Raw genomic sequence first — 25077 nt, 5'->3', positions numbered from 1 at the left:
GATAATTCAGTAAAATTGTATTATTTTTGCTTTTTATTTAAGAAAATAGACAAAATGGCGAAATTTAAATTAGACGAAATAGATCATCAAATTCTTGATATGTTGATCGATAACACAAGAGTTCCTTTTACAGATATTGCAAAAAAATTATTAATATCTGCTGGAACGGTTCATGTTAGAGTAAAGAAAATGGAAGATGCAGGAATTATTAAGGGTTCTTCTCTTACTTTAGATTATAGAAAATTAGGATATTCATTTATTGCTTATGTTGGTGTGTTCCTTAAAAACACGTCGCAAACAAAATTTGTATTAGAGCGTATTAACGAGATTCCTTTTGTTACTGTAGCACACGTTACTACTGGTAAATTTAATGTTTTTTGTAAAATTAGAGCAAAAAATACTGAGCATGCAAAAGATATTATTTTTATGCTTGATGCTATTGAAGGTGTTTATAGAACAGAGACAATGATTTCTTTAGAAGAAAGTATAAACGATAAAAAACGTTTAATGCACGATATTTTTAATTCTTTATAGAAAGAAAATTATTATAAATTAAAGTCCTTTAGTTATCTTGCTAAAGGGCTTTTTTTTATTAATAAAATTTAGTTTTATGAAATGAGCAGGTTGAAAAAAGCATCAATTAATTGGCTTATTAACAGCTAAACTGCTTTTGGCTATAGAAATCAATAAATAGAAACACATGAGAGTAACGGATTTAAATAAAGGTGAGTATTTACCTTATTTTCAGCCATATATTAACAAAATCGGAGATTTAATACTTCTTGATGGATTAGTAGAAGGTTTGGAGCAAACAATGCGTTTTTTTCAGTCTATTCCTGTCGACAAACTAGAATATAGTTACGAAGCTAATAAATGGACTATTAAAGAAATAATAAACCACCTCATGGATTCAGAGCGCGTTTTTGCCTATAGAGCCTTGCGTTTTGCTAGAAAAGATAAAACACCTGTTGCTGGCTTCGAAGAAAATCATTATGCCTTAGAGAGTAGCGCTAATAATAGAACAATAGAAGATTTGTTAGAGGAGTACGCGCTAGTAAGGCAAGCTACAATCGCGCTTTATAAAACGTTTGGTAGTGATAGCGACATCTTGAAGAGAACTGGTGTTGCAGGAGGAGGAGATGTATCTGTTCGTGCTATTGGCTTTTTAATTGCGGGTCACGAAAAACACCATTGCGAAATAATTAGAGAGCGGTATTTGTAATTTTAGTTGTTACTCTTCTTCTTCTTCTTCTTCTTCTTCTTCTTCTTCGTTATTAAAGGATTCTTCAATTAAAATGTGTCCGTCTTCATTTAAAATTAAATTATCTGAATCACCTAAACTTGCCATTGTGTAATGAAGCTTGCTGCTTATTTTTACTAGATAAATGATGTCTTCAGTTTTAACTTCGACGGCTTCTATGGTTTCGTTTTTATGGTTATCGAATACAAGAATATCGTCATCGCCATAGCCATCAGGATACTTCTGAGTTAACAAGGTCAATACTTTTGGTGTTAGTTTTTTATAATCTACAATAACTCTGTGCATAACAATAAGGGTTTAAGTTAGAGGCTTAATGTAGTTTAGAACTTGTATGTTAATTATAAAATTACAAATTTTTAATTACAAATCGTGTTATGCGTTGTAAAATTTAAAAGCTTCTAGGATAACCTCATTGTCTACTTTACAGTCTGTTTTTGGTTTGCCTATAGTTTCTAGAAGCACAAAATTAATATTGCCATGCTCGTTTTTTTTATCGTATTTTAAAAGTTCGATAATAGGCGAGTGGTCTGCTTTATTAATGTCTACATGACCATAAATAGCCTTAATAACACGTTTAATAGAGTTGTTTTTCTCTTCGGAAAAACCACAATATTTAACCGAAAGATAATTGGCTAGTATAATACCAATAGCAATAGCTTCTCCATGCAGTAGGCGTTCTTTATTAGCGTTCTCCATATAGTAAGATTCTATAGCATGACCTAAAGTATGACCATAATTTAGAGTCTTGCGCAAACCTTGTTCTGTTGGGTCTTGTTCAACAATGGTCTTTTTTATTATAATAGACTCATATATTAAAGCATCTAAATCTTCTAAAGTAGATTGTGATAAATCTTGAAGTCTATTCCAATAGTTTTCATCGTAGATTAAACCATGTTTTAGCATTTCGGCCAAACCAGAGCGCATTTCTAATTGCGGTAAGGTTTCTAAAAATGAAGTATCAACTACAATTATTTTTGGAGTATTAATAACACCAATTTGATTTTTTAAATGCCCTAAGTCTATTCCTGTTTTTCCACCAACGGAAGCGTCAACCATTGCTAATAGTGATGTTGGGATGTTTATAAAATCTATTCCACGTTTAAATGTTGAAGCAACAAAGCCGCCTAAATCTGTAACAACTCCACCGCCAATATTAATAATAACACTTTTTCTGTCTGCTCCGTATTCAGACAAAGTTTCCCAAAGACCTAAACTAATGTCTAGGTTTTTAGATTCTTCTCCTGGATCAATTTCTAAAATGTCGTAGTCAATATCAGTATCTATATTTGCTAGAAAAATAGGAACGCAATCTATATTTGTATTGGTATCACATAAAATAAAAACTTTAGAATAATTAGAATCCTTTAAGTGTTGATTTAGTGCTGTATAACCGTTATTATTAAAATGAATAGTATAACCTTGGGTTGTAATTGAAGTCATTAAAAAGTAAATTAATATCGCGTAAAAGTAAGACCTTTTTGAAGAAATATAACTTAGTTAATTTATATTTGTATAAATAATTATTTGTTTATAATGACATCAAAAAACATATTCGATAATACAGAAGTCGCTTTCTCTTTAAAAAGTGATTCTCAACTAGAGCGTGCTTATTTTTTATTTAAAATGATAGCTAATGAACCTTTGGTTCGTATTGGTACAGTGGCGACACGTTTTGCTTTAAACGCTAAATTGCCGGTGGAAGGTTTAATAAGAGCTACTGTTTTCGATCATTTTTGTGGTGGTATAAACGAGGAAGATTGTTTGCCAGCTATAGATAAGATGTTTTCCGCAGGAGTATGTTCTGTATTAGATTATTCGGTTGAAGGTAAAGCTTCAGAACAACAGTTTGATGAAGCGACAGCACGTTTAGCAAAGATTATTGAATTTTCAGATGAAAAAGAAGCCATGCCAATCGTTGTTTTTAAACCTACTGGTTTAGGGCGCTTTTCTTTATTTCAGAAGAAAGGAGAAGGAAAGACTTTTACCACTAAAGAAAATGACGAATGGAATAGGGTAGTAGTACGTTTTAATACACTTTGTAGTTTGGCAAAATCTAAAGATGTAGAAGTGTTAATTGATGGAGAAGAAAGTTGGATGCAAGATGCAGCAGATGACTTAATCGAAGAAATGATGGCTGTATATAATATAGATAAGCCTATTGTTTACAATACCTTACAAGCCTATCGTTGGGATAGATTCGATTATTTAAAGGCTTGCCATGAGCGTGCAAAAGAAAAAGGTTATACACTAGGATTTAAAATTGTTCGTGGTGCTTATATGGAAAAAGAGCGTGAAAGAGCGCAAGAAAAAGGTTATGATTCTCCAATTTGTAAAGACAAGAAAACTACCGATGATAATTTTAATAAGTGCCAACGTTATATTTTAGATAACCTTGATGCAATTTCTTTATTTATTGGAACACATAATGAAGAAAGCACGTATATGGCTTTAGAATTAATGGAAACCTTAAATATTAGTAAAGAAGATAACCGTGTCTGGTTTGGGCAGTTGTACGGTATGAGCGACCATATTAGTTTTAATCTTGCTAAAAGAGGCTATAATGTAGCAAAATATTTGCCTTTTGGACCTGTAAAAGATGTGATGCCTTACTTAATTCGTCGTGCTGAAGAAAACACGTCTGTTGCAGGACAAACAAGTCGCGAATTGTCTTTGATTAAGAAAGAACGTAAACGTAGAAAAAAATAATTTTTTTTTTTGATTCTATCCTAGAGAAAGCCTTGCTGGAGTGAATACCTTGTTTTCTTATATATAAAAAAATAAAATCCTGTAGTTTAGATTCCCATTTTCATGGGAATGACAATTTCAACGGAAACCTCAAGGTAGAGTCTAGAAGAGTTTTTTGCGATTAATCTAAAAACTCTACGGACTTTAACGTAGCAGTAGTTTCGCAGTTTTCTATGGTAAGGCCAGTATCTAAACCATCTATATTACCTTCAACAAAATAAAGCCCACAAGGTTTTTTTCTAGTATCGCTTTTAGAAAAGTTAATATCGCCCTTAAATAAAATATAATTTATTTTAGTAGTATCGATACCTTTTGAAGTCATAAATAATTCTGCATCAGCAGAATATACTAAAGATTTGTTTCTTATATTCTTTAGTACTCTAGCATCTGGACCATAATCGCAAGAGGCGTTTTTTCCATTTAAAAAAAAGGCTAAAAGTACCAAGCCTATTGCAAAACCTCCAAAATAATAACCAAACCTTTTAAGTAAACTCATTGAATATATATTCTTGCTTTCAATTTGGTACATTAAAATTATCAAAATGCATTTGAAAACCAATTATCGTACAAAATTGGTAAATAAATCTCATTTATTATAGTAAAAAACTATTTAAAGTAGAATTTAGAAAATTAGAAGATTTATATCGTTATAATTCATGTCAAACCATTCGCCAACAGCGCGATTGGTTAAAATACCATGGTAATAGTAGAGCCCGTTTTTAAGTCCATGATCCATACGTAGTGAGTGTTCTAAACCACCATCTTCGCCAATTTTAAGCAAATATGGAGTAAAAATGTTACTTATAGTAGAAGATGCTGTTCGTGAGTAACGTGCAGGAATATTAGGCACACAATAATGTATAACACCATGTTTCTCGAACACTGGATGTTTATGTGTGGTAACATCGCTAGTTTCAAAACAGCCACCCATATCTATACTCACATCTATAATTACGGCTCCTTTTTTCATTTGCTCTACCATATCTTCTGTAACAATTACTGGAGAACGGTCTTTGCCGCGAACGGCTCCAATAACTACATCACAGCGTTTTAGAGCTTTTTTTAGATGCTTTGGTTGAATAGTAGACGTATAAAGTGTTCTACCTAAGTTTGTTTGTACACAGCGCAGCTTGGTAATAGAATTATCAAATATTTTCACATTTGCACCTAGGCCAATAGCGCTTCTAGCAGCAAATTCACCAACGGTTCCTGCGCCAAGAATAACAACTTCTATTGGTGGAACACCACTAATATTACCAAACATTAAACCGTTACCATTTGTTGTATTACTTAATAATTCTGAAGCAATTAATACTGCAGCAGTTCCAGCAATTTCGCTTAATGCACGAACGGCAGGATAAGCGCCATCATCGTCGCGAATAAATTCGAAAGCTAGCGCTGTAATGCGCTTGCTTGCTAGTGTTTCAAAATATTTTTTAGATTGTGTTTTTAATTGTAAAGCTGAAATGAGTACGGTTTGCGGATTTATTAATTTCAATTCCTCGAGAGTAGGTGGTTCTACTTTTAAAATCATTGGGCAACCATAAACCTTAGCAGCATCGTTGGTTATTTCTGCACCATTTTCGCTGTAATCTTTATCGCTAAATTTCGAACCTTTTCCTGCGCCAGATTCTACAAGTACACGATGGCCATTATTTACAATAGCCGAAACAGCATCTGGAGTTAAGCAAACGCGCTTTTCTTGAAAAGCTGTTTCCTTTGGGATTCCAATAAATAGTGAGCTTTTCTGCTTTAAAATTTCTAAAGTTTCTTCTTGTGGCAAGAGTTGTGCCTTAGAAAATGGAGTAATGGATTTTGCCATGTGTTGCTATTCGTTTTTCAAACATTCAAATTACGAATAAATAATAAATTAACAATCATTAAAAGGTATTAATGAATACGATTAGAAAAACTGTTTCATTTTCCCTAAAATATTTTTAGGTTTAAACTTTAGTTCATCTTCAAAATCTTGAGCAGATTTATTAACGGTATTTATTTTGTTAAAAATACGAGCTCTTAATAAATAAATTGAAGGTATTACCATGATCATTATTGGAAGTAGGTACAAAACATTAAGCTCGTCTACATAGGTAACATCATCATTCAAAATACCCATAATTTGGTAGATGTAAAGTCCTATTGGAACTAATAGTGAATGATACCACCAATGTCTATTGGTGAAAAACCAAATGATAAGTAGTAGTAGAGGTATTATTTTACCAGATAATAACCAAATTGCAGTGTTTGCATTTTCAAAACCACTGCTGTTATATGTAAATAGAAAAGTGTCCCAGATTTTAGTTTCTGGAACACTTTTATAAAATTGGAAATAAAAAGGTGTTAAAGCTATAATGGTAGCTAAAATAGAACCTATAATTATTTTTTTTTATCCATGTGTTGGAACTTTGACTTTTGATTTATCAATTTGTGTTTCTATTTGGTCATTTAAATCAATAATATTCGTTGCGTTTGCTGTAAATAAAACGCCTCCGAAAAGTGCTAATGCGAGTAAATATTTTTTTGTTTTCATTTGGTAGGGATTTAGATTAATTACTCAAATCTAAATAAAACTCTATTCGCATTTTACGCTAAATGTTAAAATTATGTTAAAAAAAGCTTTTTTGCTCTTTTTCATTACGGTAAACACCGTAAAACCCTCGAAAAAGGACCTTTTGAAGCGAAAAAAAAGTGTTAAAATTTCACTTTTTTGTCATTTTTAGAGTTCTAGAAGTGCCATTTATTAATTCAATTTCAATACTGTGATAATTATCAAACATGCTTTTTGCTAATTCTGGCCATTCTATAAATAGATGGGCATTGGTGTTTAAATAGTCTTCAAAACCAAAATCGTAAAGCTCGCTTTCGTCTTCTAAACGGTATAAATCAAAATGATAAATAGTTTCAGTCTCAGATTGGTACTCATTGACTAAAGAAAAAGTTGGACTGTTAACAGTATCATTACAGCCTAAAGCTTTAACTAAAGCTTTTATTAGAGTTGTTTTACCAGCTCCCATTTCGGCTTTAAAGAGAAATGCTTTAGCAGTTGCATGTTCTAAAATTTGCTTTGCAACATGATCTATATCTTTTAATGTGTATTCTATTTCCAGCATAACACAAAATTAAATGTAAATTCTAAATAACAAAAACATAATTACAGAAATCTTAAATCCATAAAACTAAAAAAATCCAAAAAGCCAAAAGGATTTGTCATTGCGAGGACGCTGGACGTGGCAATCTGATTAATGGACTTATTTTAATAAATTTCAATGTCCGTAATCGGACTTTATTAATTAACTATGGTCTCTCTCTCTGTATCTCTGTCGAACGCTACGAAACTCAGTGCAATTCATGAGATTACCCATTTTTGCTATTGTTTTTTATTGGGTTTAGTAAATGCAGAGCATAAACCACAGTTATTCAATTATAATCGAAACACCTTAGCAATGACCTGGACTATTATTTCGGATTCAATACCACGAAAGGAATAATCATTTCTTCTAACGAAACACCTCCATGTTGATAAGTGTTCCTGTAATAACTTACATAATGATTGTAGTTATTTGGATACGCAAAAAACAAATCACTTTTAGCAAAAATAAAAGAGCTGTTCATAGACATAGAGGGCAAGAGGATGGTTTTTGGGTCTTTAGCGGCCAAAACATCTTTCTTTTCGTAGCTTAAACTACGTCCTGTTTTGTAACGTAAGTTTAAACTCGTATCGCGATCTCCAATAACTTTAGATGGGTTCTTTACATTAATAGTACCATGATCTGTAGTTATAATTAATTTGAAGCCCATGTGTTGCGCTTGCTGAATCATTTCTAAAAGCGGAGAGTTTTTAAACCAACTCTGCGTAAGAGAACGATACGCCTTATCATTAGAAGCTAATTCTTTTACAACATCCATTTCTGTTTTAGAGTGCGATAACATATCTACAAAGTTGTAAACGACAACCGTTAAATCATTGTCTTTAGTGCCTTTAAAATTATCTGCTAATTTCTTGCCATTTCTTAAGTTGGTAATTTTGTAATACTCGTGCTTATAGTTTGAAAGTCCTAAACGCTTCATTTGCGCTTTTAGAAAATCGTTTTCATGCATGTTTTTACCACCTTCATCTAAATCATTTTTCCAATATTCAGGATGAAGTTTTTCCATATCACTAGGCATTAGTCCTGAGAAAATGGCGTTTCTAGCATATTGCGTAGCGGTAGGTAGAATACTAAAAAAGGCACTTTCTTTTTCTTTTTTGTAATGGTTGGTTATAAAAGGCTCAAAAGCTTTCCATTGGTCGTAACGTAAATTATCGACCACTACTAAAAGTGTTGGTTGCTCTTTACTTAGTTCTGGTGCTATTTTGTCTTTAAATAAATTGTAAGATAATGTTGGTGCATCTACATTAGGTTGAAACCAAGAAGGGTATTCTTTGTCAATAAACTTTCCAAAAAGAACATTGGCTTCGTTTTTTTGTGATTCCAAAATCTCAAACATCCCAGAATCTTCAATATCTTCCAGTTGCATTTCCCAGTAAATAAGTTTTTGGTAGAGAGCAACCCATTCTTCGTAGCTATTTACCATGGCCAGATCCATAGCAATTTTTCTAAACTCTTGCTGGTAATTAGAGGTTGTTTTCTCTGAAACTAGTCGTGAATGGTCTAAATTCTTCTTTAAACTGAGTAAAATCTGATTCGGATTTACAGGTTTAATAAGGTAATCGGCAATTTTATTACCAATAGCTTCCTCCATTATATATTCTTCCTCACTTTTGGTAATCATAACCACAGGAAGCGTGTCTTGCTTTTCTTTTATTTCATTAAGCGTCTCCAAACCTGTAAGTCCAGGCATGTTTTCGTCTAAAAACACAATGTCGAATTTTTCTTCTTCTAAAATTTCTAAGGCTTCAGTGCCGCTATTACATTTGGTAACTTTGTAGTTTTTTAGCTCTAAAAAGATAATATGTGGTTTTAGTAAATCGATTTCGTCGTCAACCCAAAGTATTTTTATTTTATCCATGTATATTTGTTTATCTAAATCATTGAAAAATTATCAGTTTGCAGAAAAGTAACAAACTTAAAATATTAAACGACCCAATTTACGGATTTATTACAATCCCTAATTCTTTAATTTTCGATTTAATCGAACATCGTTATTTCCAGAGGCTTCGTCGTATCACTCAAATGGGAATGAGCTACCTTGTTTATCCAGGTGCTCACCACACACGTTTTCATCATGCTATTGGGTGTATGCATTTAATGCAAAAAGCTGTTCAAGTACTTCGTTTTAAAGGTGTTGAAATTTCTGAAGAAGAGAAAAACGCACTCTATATAGCTATATTGTTACACGATATTGGTCACGGACCATTCTCTCATGCTATGGAGCATAGTATTGTTAATGGTGTTTCTCATGAGCATATTTCTATGCTTTTTATGGAGAAATTGAATACGGAATTTAACAACGATTTAACGTTGGCGATACAAATATTTAAAGGCGAATATCCGCGACAGTTTATGTGCGAGCTTATTTCTAGCCAAATAGATATGGATAGAGCAGATTATTTAAAGCGTGATAGTTTTTACACAGGAGTTGCCGAAGGAAATATTAACAGCGAGCGTTTAATTACTATGCTTAATGTAAAGGATGATAAATTAGTTGTCGAAGATAAAGGTATTTATAGCATAGAAAAATTCTTAGTTGCCAGGCGATTAATGTATTGGCAAGTGTATTTGCATAAAACAAGTTTAACAGCAGAACAATTGTTAATTAGAGTGCTAAAACGCGCTAAAGAATTAACGAAAAGAGGTGAGGAGCTACCGGCTAGTAAACCGCTTCAGTATTTTTTAAATGAAGAGATATCCCTTGATAATTTTAATACTGAAAGTCTTGAAACCTTTTCAAAATTAGATGATTATGATATTGTTTCAGCAATGAAAGAATGGCAATATCATAGTGATTTTGTATTGAAAAACCTCTGTGGGATGATTATTAATAGAGATTTACTGAAAGTTAAAATCAAGAAAAATGAGATTAAACCTTCTTTATTGATTCGACATAAAAAAGAATTAATGGAAAAGTATTCTATTTCTGAGGCAGAAGCTGAATATTTTGTATTCACTGGAAAAATTTCAAATCAAGCGTACACTAGAAAAAAACAAGGTATTAGTATTTTACACAAAAACGGGAAAATTGAAGACATAGTAAAAGCTAGCGACCAATTAAATCTAAAGGCTCTGGCTAAACCTGTGACTAAATATTACATTTGTTATCCTAAAGAATAGTTTGGCGTATTAGTTTAAAGCCACGGTGTTTTAACATATTTATAAATAAAAAAACATAAATAATAACGGTGCAACCTATGACTGAGAGGCTTTTCTCTTTAATAGAAACAAACAACTCTTAAACAACTTACAATATATGGTACATTTTTTCTATTTTTGCGAGAGATGAAATTTACAGCAGAACAAATAGCTGGTATTTTAGAAGGAGACATTGTTGGGAATCCACAAGCGGAAGTTTCTAAATTATCAAAAATAGAAGAAGGTGTAGAAGGTGCTTTAACCTTTTTAGCCAATCCTAAATACACGCCATATATATATAGTACAAAAGCATCTATTGCAATTGTAAATAAAAATTTTGTACCAGAGCAACCAATTACAACAACCTTAATTAAGGTTGACGATGCTTATGAGTCATTTTCAAAAATTTTAGAATATTACAATCAAGTAAAACTTAATAAGTTTGGAATAGAGCAACCATCGTTTATTTCAGAATCAGCATCAACAGGAAAAGATATTTATGTTGGTGCATTTTCATACATTGGAGAGCATGTAAGTATTGGTGATAATGTAAAAATTTTCCCTGGTAGTTACATTGGAGATAATGTAGTTATTGGCAATGATACAGTATTGTTTGCTGGAGCAAAAATTTATTCGGACTGCATTATCGGTAAAAACTGTGTTATAAATTCTGGAGCAATAATTGGAGCAGATGGATTTGGTTTTGCACCAAATCAAGACGGAGAGTTTTATAAAGTACCGCAAATAGGAAATGTAATATTAGAAGACTTTGTAGACGTTGGAGCAGTAACTACAATAGATAGAGCCACTTTAGGTTCTACAATCATTAGAAAAGGTGTTAAATTGGATAATCAAATTCAAATTGGTCATAATGTCGAAATTGGTAAAAACACAGTAATTGCAGCACAAACTGGTATTGCTGGTTCTACTAAAATTGGCGAAAATTGCAAAATTGGTGGTCAAGTAGGTTTTACAGGACATTTGGTAATTGGTAATAATGTTAGCATACAAGCACAGTCTGGAATAGGAAAGAATGTAAAAGATAATGAAGTGTTGCAAGGCTCACCAGCTTTTGGTTATGGTGACTGGAACAAATCTTACATTTGTTTTAAAAACTTACCTAAACTAGCAAAAACTATAAACGAATTAGAAAAAAAAGAAAATGGCAATAGTTAATTCCGAAATTAGACAAAAAACCATAGATAAAGAAGTGTCTTTAACTGGTGTTGGTTTGCATACAGGACGAGAGGCTACCTTAACTTTTAAGCCTGCTCCAGCAAATTCTGGATTCTCTTTTAAACGTATTGATCTTGAAGGTAGTCCAATAATTGAAGCAGATGCTAACTACGTTACCAATACGCAACGTGGTACTTGTTTAGAAAAAAATGGTGTAACCATTCAAACATGTGAGCATGTTTTAGCAGCATTTATAGGTTTAGATATCGATAATGCAATTATAGAATTAGATAACTCTGAGCCCCCAATTATGGATGGTTCCTCAAAATTCTTTGTTGAGGCTATTGAAAAAGCAGGTATTGTAGAGCAAGAAGCTTTTCGTGAAGAATATGTTGTAAAAGATGTTATTTCTTATGTAGACGAAGAATCTGGTAGTGAGATATTAATAATGCCTGCAAAACAATACCAAGTCACTACAATGGTAGATTTTGGAACTAAGGTCTTAGGAACTCAAAATGCTACGCTTAATCGTTTATCAGATTTTAAAAAGGATATATCCGACTCTCGTACTTTTAGTTTTTTGCACGAATTAGAATCGCTTTTAGAACACGGTCTAATAAAAGGAGGTGATTTAAACAATGCTATTGTTTATGTTGACAAAAAACTGTCACCAGAAACAATGGAGAAGTTGCAAGTTGCTTTCAATAAAGATAAAATAGCAGTAAAGCCTAATGGCATTCTTGATAATTTAACTTTGCACCATCCTAATGAAGCAGCGAGACACAAGTTGTTAGATGTCATTGGAGATTTAGCATTAATAGGAACACGTTTGCGTGGAAAAGTAATTGCCAATAAACCTGGACACTTTGTAAACACTCAGTTTGCAAAGAAAATGTCTAAGTTAATTAAAAACGAAAGACGAAATAACGTTCCTGAGATAGATTTAAATCAGCCACCATTAATGGACGTCAATCAAATAATGGAAATGTTGCCACATAGACAACCTTTTTTACTATTAGATAAGGTTTTCGAATTAACAAATAGTAAGGTTATTGGTATGAAAAACGTGACCATGAACGAAGAGTTTTTTAGAGGTCACTTTCCAGGTTCACCAGTAATGCCGGGTGTTTTAATTGTTGAGGCTATGGCGCAAACAGGTGGGATTCTAGTATTAAGTACTGTTCCAGATCCAGAAAATTACTTAACCTTATTTATGAAGATGGATAAAGTAAAGTTCAAACAAAAAGTAGTACCAGGAGATACCTTAATTTTTAAATGTGAATTAATATCACCCATTAGAAGAGGTATTTGTCACATGCAAGGTTATGCGTATGCAAACGGGAAACTATGTGCTGAAGCCGAACTGATGGCGCAAATATCTAAAATAAAATAATAGTATTAAACTAATACGAAAGGCTGAAAATTCATGAATATATGGGATTTGTATAAAGTGTATCGTACTAACACATTTTTACAGCTTAAAATAATATTACAAAAATGAACCGAGCAAATCTTGATCATTTTTCAACAAGAAACAATAAAAGCGAACACATTTTTATAGCTTAAAATAATATTACAAAAATGAACCAACCTTTAGCATACGTACATCCAGGTGCAAAAATCGCAAAAAATGTGGTTATTGAGCCTTTTACAACTATTTATAATAACGTTACCATAGGAGAAGGTACTTGGATTGGAAGTAATGTAACCATTATGGAAGGTGCACGTATTGGTAAAAACTGCAGTATTTTTCCAGGTTCTGTAATTTCTGCTGTACCACAAGATCTAAAGTACGATGATGAGGATACTTTAACTATTATTGGTAATAATGTTACTATTAGAGAATGTGTTACCATAAACAGAGGTACAACAGATAGAATGAAAACCGTTATTGGAGATAATTGTTTAATAATGGCATATTGCCATATTGCACACGATTGTATTGTTGGTAATAACTGTATATTTTCAAATAATAGTACACTAGCAGGACATATTACAATAGGTGATTATGTAATACTAGCAGGAATGACTGCTGTGCACCAATTTTGTTCTGTAGGAAATCATGCATTTGTTACTGGAGGATCTTTAGTAAGAAAAGATGTACCGCCTTTTGTAAAAGCTGGTCGCGAACCTTTATCTTATGTTGGTATTAACTCTGTAGGGTTAAGACGAAGAGGTTACAAAACAGAGAAAATTAGAGAGATTCAAGATATCTTTAGAATATTATATCAAAAAAATTATAACAATACACAAGCTGCTAGTATTATAGAAGCAGAAATGCAAGCAACTACAGAACGCGACGAAATTCTTCAATTTATTAAGAATTCTCATCGTGGTATAATGAAAGGTTACTTCAAATCAAATTAATAAAGCAAAATTAGAAATTATGGCTAGTACTTCAGATATAAGAAACGGATTATGTATTAAATACAATAATGATATTTATAAAATTATTGAATTTTTGCATGTAAAGCCAGGAAAAGGCCCTGCCTTTGTGCGAACAAAAATGAAAAGTGTTACCAACGGAAAAGTTTTAGATAATACATTTTCTGCAGGTCACAAATTAGAAGATGTGCGTGTAGAGACTCATAAATTTCAATTTTTATATAACGATGGTGATTTCTATCATTTCATGAATAATGAAGATTACACTCAAATCCAGTTAATAGAAGCGGCTTTAGATAAGCCTGAGTTAATGAAAGAGGGTCAGGTTGTTACAGTGACAATTAATGCTGAAGACGATGCGCCTTTATCTGTAGAGTTACCCGCTAGTGTTGTTTTAGAAGTTACTGGAACCGAACCTGGAGTAAAAGGAAATACAGCAACAAATGCTACAAAGCCAGCTACGGTAGAAACTGGAGCAACAGTAAATGTACCTTTATTTATTAATGAAGGTGATAAAATTAAAGTTGAAACAGAAAAAGGAACGTATAAAGAGCGTGTAAAAGAATAAAATAGTAGATAGTCTTCAGTTTGCAGTTCACCCAAAATGAGAACACTGAGCGCTGAATACTGAATACTGAACATTGAACACTGAACACTGAACACTGAAAAAAAATGAAATTTCCAAATCCACAAGCTTTAAAACAAGTTGCTCAAATAATCGGTTGTGATTTTGTGGGAGCAGAAGATTTTCAGGTTTTAGGAATGAATGAAATTCACGTCGTTGAACCGGGTGATATTGTATTTGTAGATCATCCTAAGTATTACGATAAAGCATTACAATCTGCGGCTACTATTGTTTTGATTAACAAAGATGTGGCCTGTCCAGAAGGGAAAGCACTTTTAATAAGCGACGACCCTTTTCGCGATTTTAATAAACTAACACAATATTTTAAACCATTCCAAACGTCCAATGTTGCAATCGCATCATCTGCTAAAATTGGAAAAAATACAATTATTCAACCTAATTGCTTTATAGGTAATAACGTAGTAATAGGTGATAACTGTATTATTCATTCTAATGTTAGTATTTATGATGATACCATTATTGGAGACCACGTTACTATTCATGCTGGCACAATATTAGGAGCCAGTGCGTTTTATTATAAAAAGAGACCAGCAGGTTATGATCGATTAAAATCTGGTGGACGCGTAATTATTGAAAACAATGTAGATTTAGGAGCGCTTTGTACAATTGACAAGGGTGTTACAGGAGATACTATTATAGGAGAAGGCTCTAAATTAGACAATCAAATCCAAGTTGGACATGATACCGTAATTGGAAAAAAATGCTTAATTGCATCGCAAGTAGGCATTGCAGGTTGTGTAATCATTGAAGATGAAGTTACTATTTGGGGTCAAGTAGGAGTCACCAGTGGAATAACCATTGGAACAAAAGCAGTGATTTCTGCAAAAGCAGGAGTAAGTAAATCGTTAGAAGGTCATAAAAGTTATTTTGGTGTTCCTGCAGATGATTTTAGAAGTAAATACAAAGAAATTGCAGCGATTAGAAAAATCCCTGAAATTCTTGAAAAATTAAAAAACTTATAGATGTCAGCAAAAGAAATTGTTAAAGCCTTTTATGATTCAGATTTAGCCAACGATTCCAATATTGTACCCAAGTTTTTTCACAAGGATTGCGAAATGCATTGGAATAGTAGTCATGGCTATATGGTTTTAAAATATAATGATATTGTTGATTTTTTTGAAGGCACTCGAAAATCATATAATACTTTAAGATTCCAACGTAGTCATCTCTTAGAAGATAATGAGTTTGTAACTAGCAGGCATACATTATATGCTCAAACTATAGAAAACCCTGATCATGAAGTTGCATTGGCGCATTTCATATCTATTTGGGAGTTAAAAGATGATAAATTGTATCGTTGTCATGAAATAAGTCATCAAGCCGACGATAAAACTTTAGAATCAAATTCATTTTCAGAAATAAAGTTATAAATTCATTTAAAAATTAGCCACCAAAAACTTACTTTTGTGGTAAATAAATAAAAACAAATCCATTTTTGTTTCCCTTTGGGAAATGTCTGTAAAGACAATGGGACAAAAAACATACAAATGAGCGTTTTAGTAAATAAAGATTCGAAAATTATAGTTCAAGGATTTACTGGTAGTGAAGGAACATTTCATGCTGGACAAATGATGGAATACGGAACAAATGTTGTTGGTGGAGTAACTCCAGGAAAAGGAGGTCAAACGCACTTAGATAGACCCGTTTTTAATACAGTTGAAGAAGCTGTTACAAAAGCAGGAGCAGACACAACAATTATTTTTGTGCCACCAGCTTTTGCTGCAGATGCTATTATGGAAGCTGCAGATGCAGGAATTAAAGTCATTATTTGTATTACAGAAGGAATTCCTGTTGCAGATATGATTGTCGCATCAGATTACATAAAAGGAAAAGATTGTAGATTAATAGGCCCTAACTGTCCAGGAGTTATTACTCCAGGTGAAGCTAAAGTTGGTATTATGCCAGGCTTTGTTTTCAAGCAAGGTAAAGTTGGTATCGTTTCAAAATCAGGAACATTAACTTATGAAGCTGCCGATCAAGTTGTAAAACAAGGTTTAGGTATTACCACTGCAATTGGTATTGGTGGTGATCCAATTATTGGAACGACAACAAAAGAAGCAGTTGAGTTATTAATTAACGATCCAGCTACAGAATGTGTAGTAATGATAGGTGAAATTGGTGGGCAATTGGAAGCAGATGCTGCAAACTGGTACAAAGCTAGTGGAAGTAAAAAACCAATTATTGGTTTTATTGCTGGAGAAACTGCACCTGCAGGACGTACAATGGGACATGCTGGAGCAATTGTTGGAGGAAGTGATGATACTGCACAAGCTAAAAAAGAAATTATGAGAAGTTGTGGAATCCATGTAGTAGATTCTCCTGCTGAAATTGGTAAAAAAGTTGCTGAAGTTTTAGGATAGAAACTTTAAGTGATTCTATATTTTAATAGTTTAATTCTGTTAAAGTATTTGTAATATAATAACGTTATAAGTTCGTTGGCTGTACATTAGCTAACGAACTTTTTTGTTTTAAAGATAACTAGTCTTTAAAATGAATATTGAACTCGGTTCAGTTCTATATAAATTTTTAACTAATCAAAAAAACCAAAAATGAAAAACTTAAGATTGGTTGTTATTCTTTTACTTATAGCTTTAGTATATAGTTGTAAAGAAGAAAGCAACAAAACAATGGCTTACAATGTAGAAAGCCTTACAGATGCTAGCGGATTTGCATACGAAACCGTAGAGAACGATCCAACAGGTCTACGTTTATATACTTTAGACAATGGTCTAAAAGTGTATATGAGTAAAAACACAGATGAACCTAAAATACAAACCTACATTGCTGTAAGGGCAGGTTCTAACTATGATCCAAAAGAATCTACAGGACTAGCTCACTATCTTGAGCACATGGTTTTTAAAGGTACCGATGAAATTGGAACGATAGACTATGAAAAAGAAAAGGTTTATTTAGATAAAATTTCAGATTTATATGAGCAGCACAGAGCTGAAACAGATCTTGACAAAAAATTAGAGCTTTACAGAGAAATTGATAAGGTGTCTTTAGAAGCTTCTAACTACTCTGTTGCTAATGAGTACGACAAGATGACGAGTTCATTGGGGGCAACAGGTACTAATGCGCACACTTGGTTTGAGGAAACTGTTTATAAAAATAAAATCCCCGCGAATGAGCTAAGTAAATGGTTAGCGTTAGAAGAAGAGCGCTTTAGTCAATTAGTACTGCGTTTATTTCATACAGAATTAGAAGCGGTTTTCGAAGAGTTTAATCGTGGGCAAGATAGCGATGGAAGAAAACGTTATGCGGCAATGCTTGATGGTTTGTTTCCTAATCACCCTTATGGGCAACAAAAAACAATAGGTACAGCAGAACACTTAAAAAACCCGTCTTTAGTAGATATTAATAACTATTTCGACAAATATTATGTGCCTAACAATATGGCAATGGTACTAGTTGGAGATTTAGATTTCGATGCTACCATTACGGAAGTTGAAGCGACTTTTGGAAAACTTAAACGTAAAGAAGTAACACATCCTACGTTGCCAAAAGAGCAACCTATAACTAGTGTGTTAACTACAGAGGTTTTCGGGCCAACATCAGAGAGTGTTTCTATAGCATATCGTGCAGCGGCAGTAAATTCTAAAGAAGAAAAATTAGTGACGCTTTGCGACATGATTTTAGCAAATGGAAACGCTGGATTAATCGATTTAAATTTAAATCAGAAGCAATTAGTGCAATATGCAAGTTGCAGCCCAACCTTCTTAAACGATTATGGTTACCATAGTTTTTCTGGCGCTCCAAAAGAAGGTCAGTCTTTAGACGAAGTAAAAGATTTAATTTTAGAACAGATTGAAAAACTTAAAAAAGGAGAATTTGAAGATTGGATGATTGAAGCTGTAGTAAACGATTTAAAAAAATCTCAGTTACAGCAATACGAAAGCAGTACAGCACTAGCTTCAGCTTATTTCGATGCTTTTATTCATAGAGTAGATTGGAATGATAAAGTTAGTTTCTTAAACGATATAAAGAAAATCTCAAAACAGGAATTAGTAGATTTTGCAAACACATTTTACAAAGATAATTACGTTGTAACTTATAAGCGTAAAGGTGAAGATAACAGTATTGTAAAAGTTTCTAATCCAGGAATAACACCTGTAAAACTTAATAGAGATCAATCTTCAGACTATATAAAAGCCTTTAATGCTAAGAAATCAAAGCCTCTAGCGCCTTTATATGTTGATTATGCTTCAGCCATAAAAAAGACAGAGACTAACAACGGTTTAAGTGTCTCTTATATAGAGAATGAAACTAACGATTTATTTACTATGAATATCATTTTTGATATGGGAAGTGATAGCAATAAAAAATTAGGATTAGCAGTTGGTTTTTTAGAGTATTTAGGAACTGAAAAGTATGCACCAGAAGCTTTAAAGAAAGAATTCTATAAATTAGGAATCGATTATTCTGTAAATGCAGGAGGAGAGCAAACTTTTGTTGGTTTAAGCGGATTAAAAGAAAACTTACCAAAAGGGTTAGAGTTATTAGAACAGCTTTGGGAAAATGCTGTACCAAATAAAGAAGCTTACGATAAGTATGTAGAATCTATTGCCAAAGGAAGACAAAATAACAAAACAAATAAAGGTAGTATTTTACGCTCTGGTTTAATGAATTACGCGAAGTATGGTGAGAATTCAAGATTAAGAAACATTATATCTGTTAGCGAATTAGGAGAAATAGACCCTCAAGAACTTGTAGATTTAACAAAAAACTTAAAGAGCTATAATCAACGTATTTTTTACTACGGAAAGGATGTAGATGGAGCAGTAGACGCTTTAAATACATTCCATAATGTGCCAGAGAAATTAGCTGATTATCCGGAGACTATGGTTTATACAGAGAAAGAAACTGGAGGTAACGTTTATTTTGTAGATTACGATATGGTGCAAAGTGAGATGATGTTTTTAGCAAAAGGAGAGCCTTTTAAGCCAGAAAACATGGCAGCTTCTACATTGTTTAATACGTATTTTGGAGGAGGTTTATCTTCAATTGTATTTCAAGAAATCCGTGAATCTAAGTCTTTAGCATATTCTGCTTGGTCTAATTATTCAATGGCAAGGAAAAAAGACGATGCTAATTATGTTATGGCTTACATTGGAACTCAAGCTAATAAAATGCCACAAGCGGTTGAAGCTATGATGGATTTAATGAATGATATGCCTGAAGCCGAAGAGCAATTTAATGCTGCAAAAGAAGCGACGTTAAAGAAGTTAGCAGCACAACGTATCACGAAATCAAATATATTCTGGAATTATGAAAGACTTCAGAAGTTGGGAATAGATAAGGACAATCGCGAAGAAATGTACAATGCTATTCAAAACATGACAATGGCCGATTTGCGTGCTTTTTTCAATAAAAACATTAAAGGTGAAAACTATAATGTAATGGTTGTTGGTAATAAAAATGATATTGATTTTTCTGCACTTAAAAAATTAGGTGAAGTGCAAGAGATGGATATCGATTATCTATTTAACTACGAAAAAGCCGAAGAGGTTAAGCTGTAACAAACTTTTTTATTATTAAGTCTTGAGTTGAACTTGTTTCAGTAAGGCAGGAATCCATTTTATTAAAACCTCATAAATACTATAATTTATGAGGTTTTTTTATTCCGAAGAACCTAGTAATTACTATATTTGATTTACTAAAAATAAATCTTCCGAAAACTATCGGAAACGTAACAAAACCAATTTTTATATGAAACGCGCAAGCTAAAAAGTTTATCGCCTAACGGAATGACTAATAGCGAACAGCATGTGACTTATAAAAACAATAAATAGATACATATGAAACTTTTAGAAGGTAAAACAGCTATAATTACAGGAGCAAGTAGAGGTATTGGAAAAGGTATAGCAGAAGTATTTGCACAACAAGGAGCGAACGTCGCATTTACTTACAGTTCATCTGTAGAAGCAGCAAACGCATTAGAAATAGAATTAAACGCTTTAGGTGTTAAAGCAAAAGGATATAAGAGTAATGCAGCAAGTTTTGACGAAGCTCAAAAATTAGCTGAAGATGTCTTAGCGGAATTTGGTAGTATCGATATCTTAATTAATAATGCAGGAATTACAAAGGATAATTTGTTAATGAGAATGGCAGAAGAAGACTTCGATAAAGTAATTGAAGTGAACTTAAAATCTGTTTTTAACATGACAAAAGCTGTAATGCGTCCAATGCTTAAGCAACGTAAAGGTTCTATTATTAATATGAGTTCTGTGGTTGGTGTTAAAGGAAATGCTGGGCAAACTAATTACGCAGCATCTAAGGCTGGAATTATTGGTTTTTCTAAATCTGTAGCTTTAGAATTGGGATCAAGAAATATTAGAAGTAACGTCATTGCACCAGGTTTTATAGAAACAGAAATGACTGCAAAGTTAGATGAAGAAACGGTTAAATCATGGCGTAATGCAATCCCTTTAAAACGTGGCGGAACACCAGAAGATATTGCAAATGTTTGTGTGTTTTTAGCTAGCGACATGTCTGCATATATTACCGGGCAAACGCTGAATGTTGATGGTGGAATGTTAACTTAATCAAGGCGTTAATTCAATATATTATATGAAAAAACAATTATTATTTTTAGCATGCTTATTTATGCTATCAACTATGAGTGCCCAAGTAAGTATTGGTCCAAGACATATTGGAACTTCTAAAAATTTCCCAAAAGGGCGCTTAGATAAATTTAAAGGAACGGAAACTATATTTGTGTTATCAGATATTATTGATAGTGCTACTTACGAGAAAATACTAAGTGATTCTTGGAATGTTACGCCTTATAAATTAATGAATCGTAAAGATTTTAAGATACTTGATTACAACAACGGTAAATATTCTTTTGCAAATTTAGAAGGACATCATGTAGAAAAACGAATGAAATCGGGTGCTATTGTAGACTATTTATACATATATATTAAGTTTTTTATGCTTGATACAGAAAGTTTAACAAAGGATTTAAGTAAGTTGAAGAAAAGTAGTAAGAAGTATAAAAAGAGACTAAGAAAAGCGATAAGTTCTAATAAAGAGAATTTAGCGAGAGTAGATTTGTTTCCAAAAGATAATTTCCTGCCTACAGCATTAAGTTCAAAATCATCTGTTATTATGGATACTATTTATAGTAAAGATGTTTTCTATAATTATAAATCTGGATTTCTTAAGAATTACTTTCAGAAAGTTAATAATCAATTAAAGGACGGCGAGGAATATTGGATGTATGAAAATGATTTTCTGCCAGAATTAAAGAAACTTGCAAAAAAGACCTTGTACATACCAAATTATCATTTAATTAAATTTAATCCTTGGAAGATGAAAAGCACCAAGGATAAAGATGGTTTCGATAAGGTTTTTGAAAGTTATGAGCATAAATTTGAATTTCAAGATGAAAACGAAATTGATAGAAGAATACTAGCAGGAGAGGAATTTTATTATCTGCGTTTCGTTAGGGTTAATTCTCAGAAATTCGTTCACATTATTAATTCTAAGACCGGTGAGATCGTATATCGTAACTATGTAGCTGGAATGTTGTCTTCATACAATTTAAAATCAAGACATATTAAGGATATTAATAGTAAAATTAAAAAGGCATTAAAAAAATAATCTAGTAATATAAACAGACTAGCAGTCATTTTTTTGATGATTAAAATTTAAAGAATTAATCAATAAGTAACTTTGTCTACACAAACACTATTATTAATTATACTTGCTGGAATTGTAGCGCTTTTATTAGCGCTATTCCAATATAAATACAAGTCAAAAGGAGCATCGAAAAAAAATTCAGTTTTTGCTCTTTTACGCTTTTTAAGCATTTTTGGTATGCTGTTATTACTTATCAACCCTAAGTTTGAGCAAATAAACGTTTATAACGAAAAACCAAACCTCGTAATAGCTATCGATAACTCTAATTCGATTAAATATTTAAACCAAGAAGAGAATGTTACAAAAATAGTACAACGTATTAGTAGTAATGAAACATTAAGAAATAAGTTTAATATCGATGTGTTTTCCTTTGGAAATACACTTAACACCTCAGATTCATTATCGTTTACAGAGAATCAAACCAATATAGATAAGGCTTTTAAAGAGTTAAATCAAGTATATAAAAGAACCGTTTCTCCAACCATTATTATTTCCGATGGTAATCAAACCTACGGAAACGATTATGAGTATACCGCTAAAAAATACAATCAGCCAATATATTCAATAGTTGTGGGTGATACCGCACGCTATTTAGATTTACAACTGAAACAGCTTAACGTAAATAAGTATGCGTTTTTGAAAAACAAATTCCCTGTTGAAGTCATTTTGGTTTACAATGGAGCGGAAAACGTAAACACTAAATTTGTAGTTACTTCTGGAAAAAACACTGTGTATTCTAAGAATTTAAGTTTCTCAGAAACTGATAATTCTAAATTTTTAAATTTCACATTACCAGCAAATAGTGTTGGCGTAAAAAGTTACAGTGCAAGTATAATACCTATTGCGACAGAGAAAAACAAAGCCAATAACAGTAAGAATTTTGCAGTAGAAGTTGTAGACGAAAAAACAAAAGTAGCGATTGTTAGTGCTGTGTTACATCCAGATTTGGGCATGCTTAAAAAGAGTATTGAAACTAACGAACAGCGTAAAGTGATATTCTTAAACCCACAAGATGCCATTGAGCAATTAAATGATTTACAATTAGTTATAGTCTATAATCCAAACAATACATTTAGACGCTTGTTTGAGGCTTTAAAACTTCAGAATAAAAACAAATTAGTAATTGCTGGGCCTAAAACGGACTTCAATTTCTTGAATACAGTTAGTGAAAATTATCAGCATGATATCACTTCGCAAACCGAAGATTATCAACCAATACTTAATGTAAACTACAGTTCGTTTATTATCGACGATTTGGATTTTGACTCATTCCCACCGCTATTAGCTAATTTTGGAGCGCCTACTTTTTCTGTGCCTTTCGAAAGTATTTTATATAAAAAAGTAGGAGCGATAAATACAGAAGAACCATTATTGGCCACTTTTGAAATTAATGGAAGACGGGAAGCTGTTTTATTTGGAGAGAATCTTTGGAAATGGAGAGCGCAAAGTTTTATTAACACTAAGAGTTTTAATGCTTTCGATAATTTTACAGGAAAATTAATTCAATACCTTGCCTCTAATAAACGAAAAAACCGATTAAACTTAGACTACGAATCGTTTTACCAAGGCAGCAGTAATATAGTAATATCTGCTCAATTCTTTAATAAAAACTATGAGTTTGACGTTAACGAAAGTCTTAAAATTATAGTAACAGATAAAATAAGTAAAACGTCCAAAACAATTCCTTTTATCTTAAAGAATAATAACTACCAAGTAGACTTAAGTACTTTACCAGCTTCAGAATATGCCTTTACAGTAAAGGCAGCCAATGAAAACATTTCAAAATCTGGTAATTTTAAAATATTAGAGTATAATATTGAGCAGCAATTTTTAAATGCGAATGTTTCAAAATTAAAAGCAATTGCAGACCAGAGTAATGGAGCCAATTATTTTGTGAGTAATTATAATACACTAATAAATGAATTAGCAGAGGATAATCGTTATAAACCAATACAAAAAAGCAATAAAAATATCGTACCTTTAATCGATTGGAAATACCTTCTTGCGCTAATAGCATTAACACTTGCAATAGAGTGGTTTATGAGAAAATATAACGGATTAATATAAATAATAAATAAATAAAATGGAAAAATTACCAAAAATTGGATTGCCAATAATTATAGGAGTAATACTATTAGTATTTCTATTCGCAAAATCTGCTGTTACTATAGATTCTGGAGAGGCAGGAGTCCTTTTTGAGACTTTTGGAGATGGAGTAGTTATCGATGAGCCACCTATGGGAGAGGGTTTTCATATAGTAGCACCTTGGAATAAGGTATATGTTTATGAAGTACGTCAACAAGAGTTATTTGAAAAAATGAAAGTGTTATCATCTAATGGATTAGAAATTCAAATTGATGCTTCTGCTTGGTATGAGCCAGTTTATAATCAATTAGGTAATCTTCACCAATCTTTAGGACAAGGTTACTTACAACGTGTTATACAGCCAGCTATTCGTTCTGCTGCTCGTAGTGTTATTGGGCGTTATACTCCAGATGATTTATATGGTGACAAACGTGATGCTATTCAAGATGAAATTTATGTGGAAACAAAAAAAATTCTTGATAAACAATACGTTCAATTAAATGAAATTTTAATAAGAGATATTACCTTACCAAAAACAATTAAAGATGCTATTGAACGAAAATTAAATCAAGAGCAAGAATCTTTAGAATATGAGTTTAGATTAGTAACTGCTGCAAAAGAAGCTGAAAAAGTAATTATTGAAGCAAAAGGAAAGGCTGAATCTAATAGAATTTTGAGTGCTTCATTAACTGATAAAATTTTGCAAGACAAAGGTATAGAAGCTACCGTTAAATTGGCAGAGTCACCTAATAGTAAAATAATTGTTATTGGTTCTGGAGATAGTGGGATGCCTATAATTTTAGGGAATCAGTAGAGACTCTAGATTTTAAATTATATAAAAAAAA

General features: G+C 32.3%; 25 protein-coding genes. 17 read left to right on the top strand and 8 right to left on the bottom strand.

Going from position 1 to position 25077, the window contains the following annotated elements; all coding sequences use genetic code 11:
• Positions 1-54: 54 nt before the first annotated feature.
• Positions 55-534, top strand: coding sequence for an Lrp/AsnC family transcriptional regulator (locus RH82_RS05835; protein WP_034058996.1), 480 nt, complete (start codon positions 55-57; stop codon positions 532-534).
• A 166-nt stretch (positions 535-700) separates the two neighbouring features.
• Complete coding sequence (locus RH82_RS05830) at positions 701-1222, top strand: DinB family protein (RefSeq protein WP_034058995.1); 522 nt, start codon at positions 701-703, stop codon at positions 1220-1222.
• A gap of 9 nt (positions 1223-1231) precedes the next feature.
• On the opposite strand, the gene RH82_RS05825 is transcribed toward RH82_RS05830, so the two are convergent.
• Both RH82_RS05825 and aroB read right to left on the bottom strand, forming a co-directional pair.
• Positions 1232-1546: a hypothetical protein gene (locus RH82_RS05825; RefSeq protein ID WP_034058993.1), complete on the bottom strand. Its 315-nt coding sequence runs from the start codon at positions 1544-1546 to the stop codon at positions 1232-1234.
• Between the two features lie 87 nt (positions 1547-1633).
• Complete coding sequence (gene aroB, locus RH82_RS05820; RefSeq protein ID WP_034058992.1) at positions 1634-2701, bottom strand: 3-dehydroquinate synthase; 1068 nt, start codon at positions 2699-2701, stop codon at positions 1634-1636.
• A gap of 93 nt (positions 2702-2794) precedes the next feature.
• Between aroB and RH82_RS05815 the strand changes: the two genes are divergently transcribed.
• Positions 2795-3967, top strand: a complete 1173-nt coding sequence (locus RH82_RS05815) for a proline dehydrogenase family protein (protein ID WP_034058990.1) — start codon at positions 2795-2797, stop codon at positions 3965-3967.
• A gap of 160 nt (positions 3968-4127) precedes the next feature.
• Here RH82_RS05815 and RH82_RS05810 read toward each other — a convergent pair whose 3' ends face one another.
• From RH82_RS05810 to RH82_RS18775, 3 genes are all read right to left on the bottom strand, one after another.
• Entirely contained in the window at positions 4128-4502 is a 375-nt protein-coding gene (locus RH82_RS05810; RefSeq protein WP_034059016.1) for a hypothetical protein, read from the bottom strand.
• Positions 4503-4628: 126 nt separating this feature from the next.
• A complete protein-coding gene (locus RH82_RS05805; RefSeq protein WP_034058989.1) occupies positions 4629-5828 on the bottom strand; it encodes an alanine dehydrogenase in 1200 nt (399 codons plus the stop codon).
• 81 nt (positions 5829-5909) lie between these two features.
• A complete protein-coding gene (locus RH82_RS18775; RefSeq protein WP_241148011.1) occupies positions 5910-6122 on the bottom strand; it encodes a hypothetical protein in 213 nt (70 codons plus the stop codon).
• Between the two features lie 73 nt (positions 6123-6195).
• Between RH82_RS18775 and RH82_RS19000 the strand changes: the two genes are divergently transcribed.
• Positions 6196-6327, top strand: a complete 132-nt coding sequence (locus RH82_RS19000) for a hypothetical protein (RefSeq protein WP_262494852.1) — start codon at positions 6196-6198, stop codon at positions 6325-6327.
• 65 nt (positions 6328-6392) lie between these two features.
• On the opposite strand, the gene RH82_RS18610 is transcribed toward RH82_RS19000, so the two are convergent.
• The 3 genes from RH82_RS18610 to porX form a co-directional block, all read right to left on the bottom strand.
• Positions 6393-6536, bottom strand: coding sequence for a hypothetical protein (locus tag RH82_RS18610; RefSeq protein WP_164483828.1), 144 nt, complete (start codon positions 6534-6536; stop codon positions 6393-6395).
• A gap of 169 nt (positions 6537-6705) precedes the next feature.
• Positions 6706-7116 (bottom strand): tRNA (adenosine(37)-N6)-threonylcarbamoyltransferase complex ATPase subunit type 1 TsaE, encoded by a 411-nt coding sequence (tsaE, locus tag RH82_RS05795; protein ID WP_034058987.1) that lies wholly within the window; start codon positions 7114-7116, stop codon positions 6706-6708.
• A 346-nt stretch (positions 7117-7462) separates the two neighbouring features.
• Positions 7463-9016 carry a T9SS response regulator signal transducer PorX gene (gene porX / locus RH82_RS05790; RefSeq protein ID WP_034058985.1) on the bottom strand — a complete coding sequence of 518 codons (1554 nt, stop codon included), beginning with the start codon at positions 9014-9016 and terminating at the stop codon, positions 7463-7465.
• A 38-nt stretch (positions 9017-9054) separates the two neighbouring features.
• On the opposite strand from porX, the gene RH82_RS05785 reads away from it, so the two are divergent.
• The 13 genes from RH82_RS05785 (at position 9055) to RH82_RS05725 (ending at position 25046) form a co-directional block, all read left to right on the top strand.
• Entirely contained in the window at positions 9055-10278 is a 1224-nt protein-coding gene (locus tag RH82_RS05785) for an HD domain-containing protein (protein ID WP_034058984.1), read from the top strand.
• 165 nt (positions 10279-10443) lie between these two features.
• Positions 10444-11472 carry a UDP-3-O-(3-hydroxymyristoyl)glucosamine N-acyltransferase gene (lpxD, locus tag RH82_RS05780; RefSeq protein WP_034058982.1) on the top strand — a complete coding sequence of 343 codons (1029 nt, stop codon included), beginning with the start codon at positions 10444-10446 and terminating at the stop codon, positions 11470-11472.
• Complete coding sequence (locus tag RH82_RS05775) at positions 11459-12865, top strand: bifunctional UDP-3-O-[3-hydroxymyristoyl] N-acetylglucosamine deacetylase/3-hydroxyacyl-ACP dehydratase (RefSeq protein WP_034058981.1); 1407 nt, start codon at positions 11459-11461, stop codon at positions 12863-12865. Before lpxD ends, RH82_RS05775 begins: the two co-directional genes overlap by 14 nt.
• A gap of 188 nt (positions 12866-13053) precedes the next feature.
• The gene (gene lpxA / locus RH82_RS05770; RefSeq protein WP_034058980.1) at positions 13054-13839 is read left to right on the top strand and encodes an acyl-ACP--UDP-N-acetylglucosamine O-acyltransferase; all 786 of its coding nucleotides are present in this window, start codon (positions 13054-13056) and stop codon (positions 13837-13839) included.
• A gap of 19 nt (positions 13840-13858) precedes the next feature.
• Positions 13859-14425 (top strand): elongation factor P, encoded by a 567-nt coding sequence (gene efp / locus RH82_RS05765; protein WP_034058978.1) that lies wholly within the window; start codon positions 13859-13861, stop codon positions 14423-14425.
• Positions 14426-14529: 104 nt separating this feature from the next.
• Positions 14530-15465, top strand: coding sequence for a UDP-3-O-(3-hydroxymyristoyl)glucosamine N-acyltransferase (locus RH82_RS05760; protein WP_034058977.1), 936 nt, complete (start codon positions 14530-14532; stop codon positions 15463-15465).
• Positions 15466-15873 carry a nuclear transport factor 2 family protein gene (locus tag RH82_RS05755; RefSeq protein WP_034058975.1) on the top strand — a complete coding sequence of 136 codons (408 nt, stop codon included), beginning with the start codon at positions 15466-15468 and terminating at the stop codon, positions 15871-15873.
• Positions 15874-15990: 117 nt separating this feature from the next.
• Positions 15991-16863: a succinate--CoA ligase subunit alpha gene (sucD, locus tag RH82_RS05750; protein WP_034058974.1), complete on the top strand. Its 873-nt coding sequence runs from the start codon at positions 15991-15993 to the stop codon at positions 16861-16863.
• A gap of 189 nt (positions 16864-17052) precedes the next feature.
• Positions 17053-20022, top strand: a complete 2970-nt coding sequence (locus RH82_RS05745; protein ID WP_034058973.1) for a M16 family metallopeptidase — start codon at positions 17053-17055, stop codon at positions 20020-20022.
• Positions 20023-20301: 279 nt separating this feature from the next.
• Positions 20302-21048: a 3-oxoacyl-[acyl-carrier-protein] reductase gene (gene fabG / locus RH82_RS05740; protein WP_034058972.1), complete on the top strand. Its 747-nt coding sequence runs from the start codon at positions 20302-20304 to the stop codon at positions 21046-21048.
• A gap of 25 nt (positions 21049-21073) precedes the next feature.
• Positions 21074-22108: a hypothetical protein gene (locus RH82_RS05735; RefSeq protein ID WP_156112425.1), complete on the top strand. Its 1035-nt coding sequence runs from the start codon at positions 21074-21076 to the stop codon at positions 22106-22108.
• 72 nt (positions 22109-22180) lie between these two features.
• A complete protein-coding gene (locus tag RH82_RS05730; protein ID WP_034058969.1) occupies positions 22181-24214 on the top strand; it encodes a vWA domain-containing protein in 2034 nt (677 codons plus the stop codon).
• A gap of 16 nt (positions 24215-24230) precedes the next feature.
• Positions 24231-25046 carry a prohibitin family protein gene (locus tag RH82_RS05725; protein WP_034058967.1) on the top strand — a complete coding sequence of 272 codons (816 nt, stop codon included), beginning with the start codon at positions 24231-24233 and terminating at the stop codon, positions 25044-25046.
• The last annotated feature ends 31 nt before the right edge of the window (positions 25047-25077 follow it).

Origin of the sequence: Lacinutrix jangbogonensis (assembly GCF_000797445.1) — a bacterium.
In the GTDB taxonomy this organism is placed as follows: Bacteria; Bacteroidota; Bacteroidia; order Flavobacteriales; family Flavobacteriaceae; genus Lacinutrix; species Lacinutrix jangbogonensis.
The sequence above is the reverse complement of the archived record's forward strand: the minus strand, read 5'-3'. Positions and strand labels throughout refer to the sequence as shown.

Coding starts and splice junctions, on each gene's coding strand:
- RH82_RS05835 (WP_034058996.1), top strand. CDS start 55: ATGGCGAAATTTAAATTAGACGAAATAGATCATCAAATTCTTGATATG.
- RH82_RS05830 (WP_034058995.1), top strand. CDS start 701: ATGAGAGTAACGGATTTAAATAAAGGTGAGTATTTACCTTATTTTCAG.
- RH82_RS05825 (WP_034058993.1), bottom strand. CDS start 1,546: ATGCACAGAGTTATTGTAGATTATAAAAAACTAACACCAAAAGTATTG.
- aroB (WP_034058992.1), bottom strand. CDS start 2,701: ATGACTTCAATTACAACCCAAGGTTATACTATTCATTTTAATAATAAC.
- RH82_RS05815 (WP_034058990.1), top strand. CDS start 2,795: ATGACATCAAAAAACATATTCGATAATACAGAAGTCGCTTTCTCTTTA.
- RH82_RS05810 (WP_034059016.1), bottom strand. CDS start 4,502: ATGAGTTTACTTAAAAGGTTTGGTTATTATTTTGGAGGTTTTGCAATA.
- RH82_RS05805 (WP_034058989.1), bottom strand. CDS start 5,828: ATGGCAAAATCCATTACTCCATTTTCTAAGGCACAACTCTTGCCACAA.
- RH82_RS18775 (WP_241148011.1), bottom strand. CDS start 6,122: ATGGGTATTTTGAATGATGATGTTACCTATGTAGACGAGCTTAATGTT.
- RH82_RS19000 (WP_262494852.1), top strand. CDS start 6,196: ATGATAAGTAGTAGTAGAGGTATTATTTTACCAGATAATAACCAAATT.
- RH82_RS18610 (WP_164483828.1), bottom strand. CDS start 6,536: ATGAAAACAAAAAAATATTTACTCGCATTAGCACTTTTCGGAGGCGTT.
- tsaE (WP_034058987.1), bottom strand. CDS start 7,116: ATGCTGGAAATAGAATACACATTAAAAGATATAGATCATGTTGCAAAG.
- porX (WP_034058985.1), bottom strand. CDS start 9,016: ATGGATAAAATAAAAATACTTTGGGTTGACGACGAAATCGATTTACTA.
- lpxD (WP_034058982.1), top strand. CDS start 10,444: ATGAAATTTACAGCAGAACAAATAGCTGGTATTTTAGAAGGAGACATT.
- RH82_RS05775 (WP_034058981.1), top strand. CDS start 11,459: ATGGCAATAGTTAATTCCGAAATTAGACAAAAAACCATAGATAAAGAA.
- lpxA (WP_034058980.1), top strand. CDS start 13,054: ATGAACCAACCTTTAGCATACGTACATCCAGGTGCAAAAATCGCAAAA.
- efp (WP_034058978.1), top strand. CDS start 13,859: ATGGCTAGTACTTCAGATATAAGAAACGGATTATGTATTAAATACAAT.
- RH82_RS05760 (WP_034058977.1), top strand. CDS start 14,530: ATGAAATTTCCAAATCCACAAGCTTTAAAACAAGTTGCTCAAATAATC.
- RH82_RS05755 (WP_034058975.1), top strand. CDS start 15,466: ATGTCAGCAAAAGAAATTGTTAAAGCCTTTTATGATTCAGATTTAGCC.
- sucD (WP_034058974.1), top strand. CDS start 15,991: ATGAGCGTTTTAGTAAATAAAGATTCGAAAATTATAGTTCAAGGATTT.
- RH82_RS05745 (WP_034058973.1), top strand. CDS start 17,053: ATGAAAAACTTAAGATTGGTTGTTATTCTTTTACTTATAGCTTTAGTA.
- fabG (WP_034058972.1), top strand. CDS start 20,302: ATGAAACTTTTAGAAGGTAAAACAGCTATAATTACAGGAGCAAGTAGA.
- RH82_RS05735 (WP_156112425.1), top strand. CDS start 21,074: ATGAAAAAACAATTATTATTTTTAGCATGCTTATTTATGCTATCAACT.
- RH82_RS05725 (WP_034058967.1), top strand. CDS start 24,231: ATGGAAAAATTACCAAAAATTGGATTGCCAATAATTATAGGAGTAATA.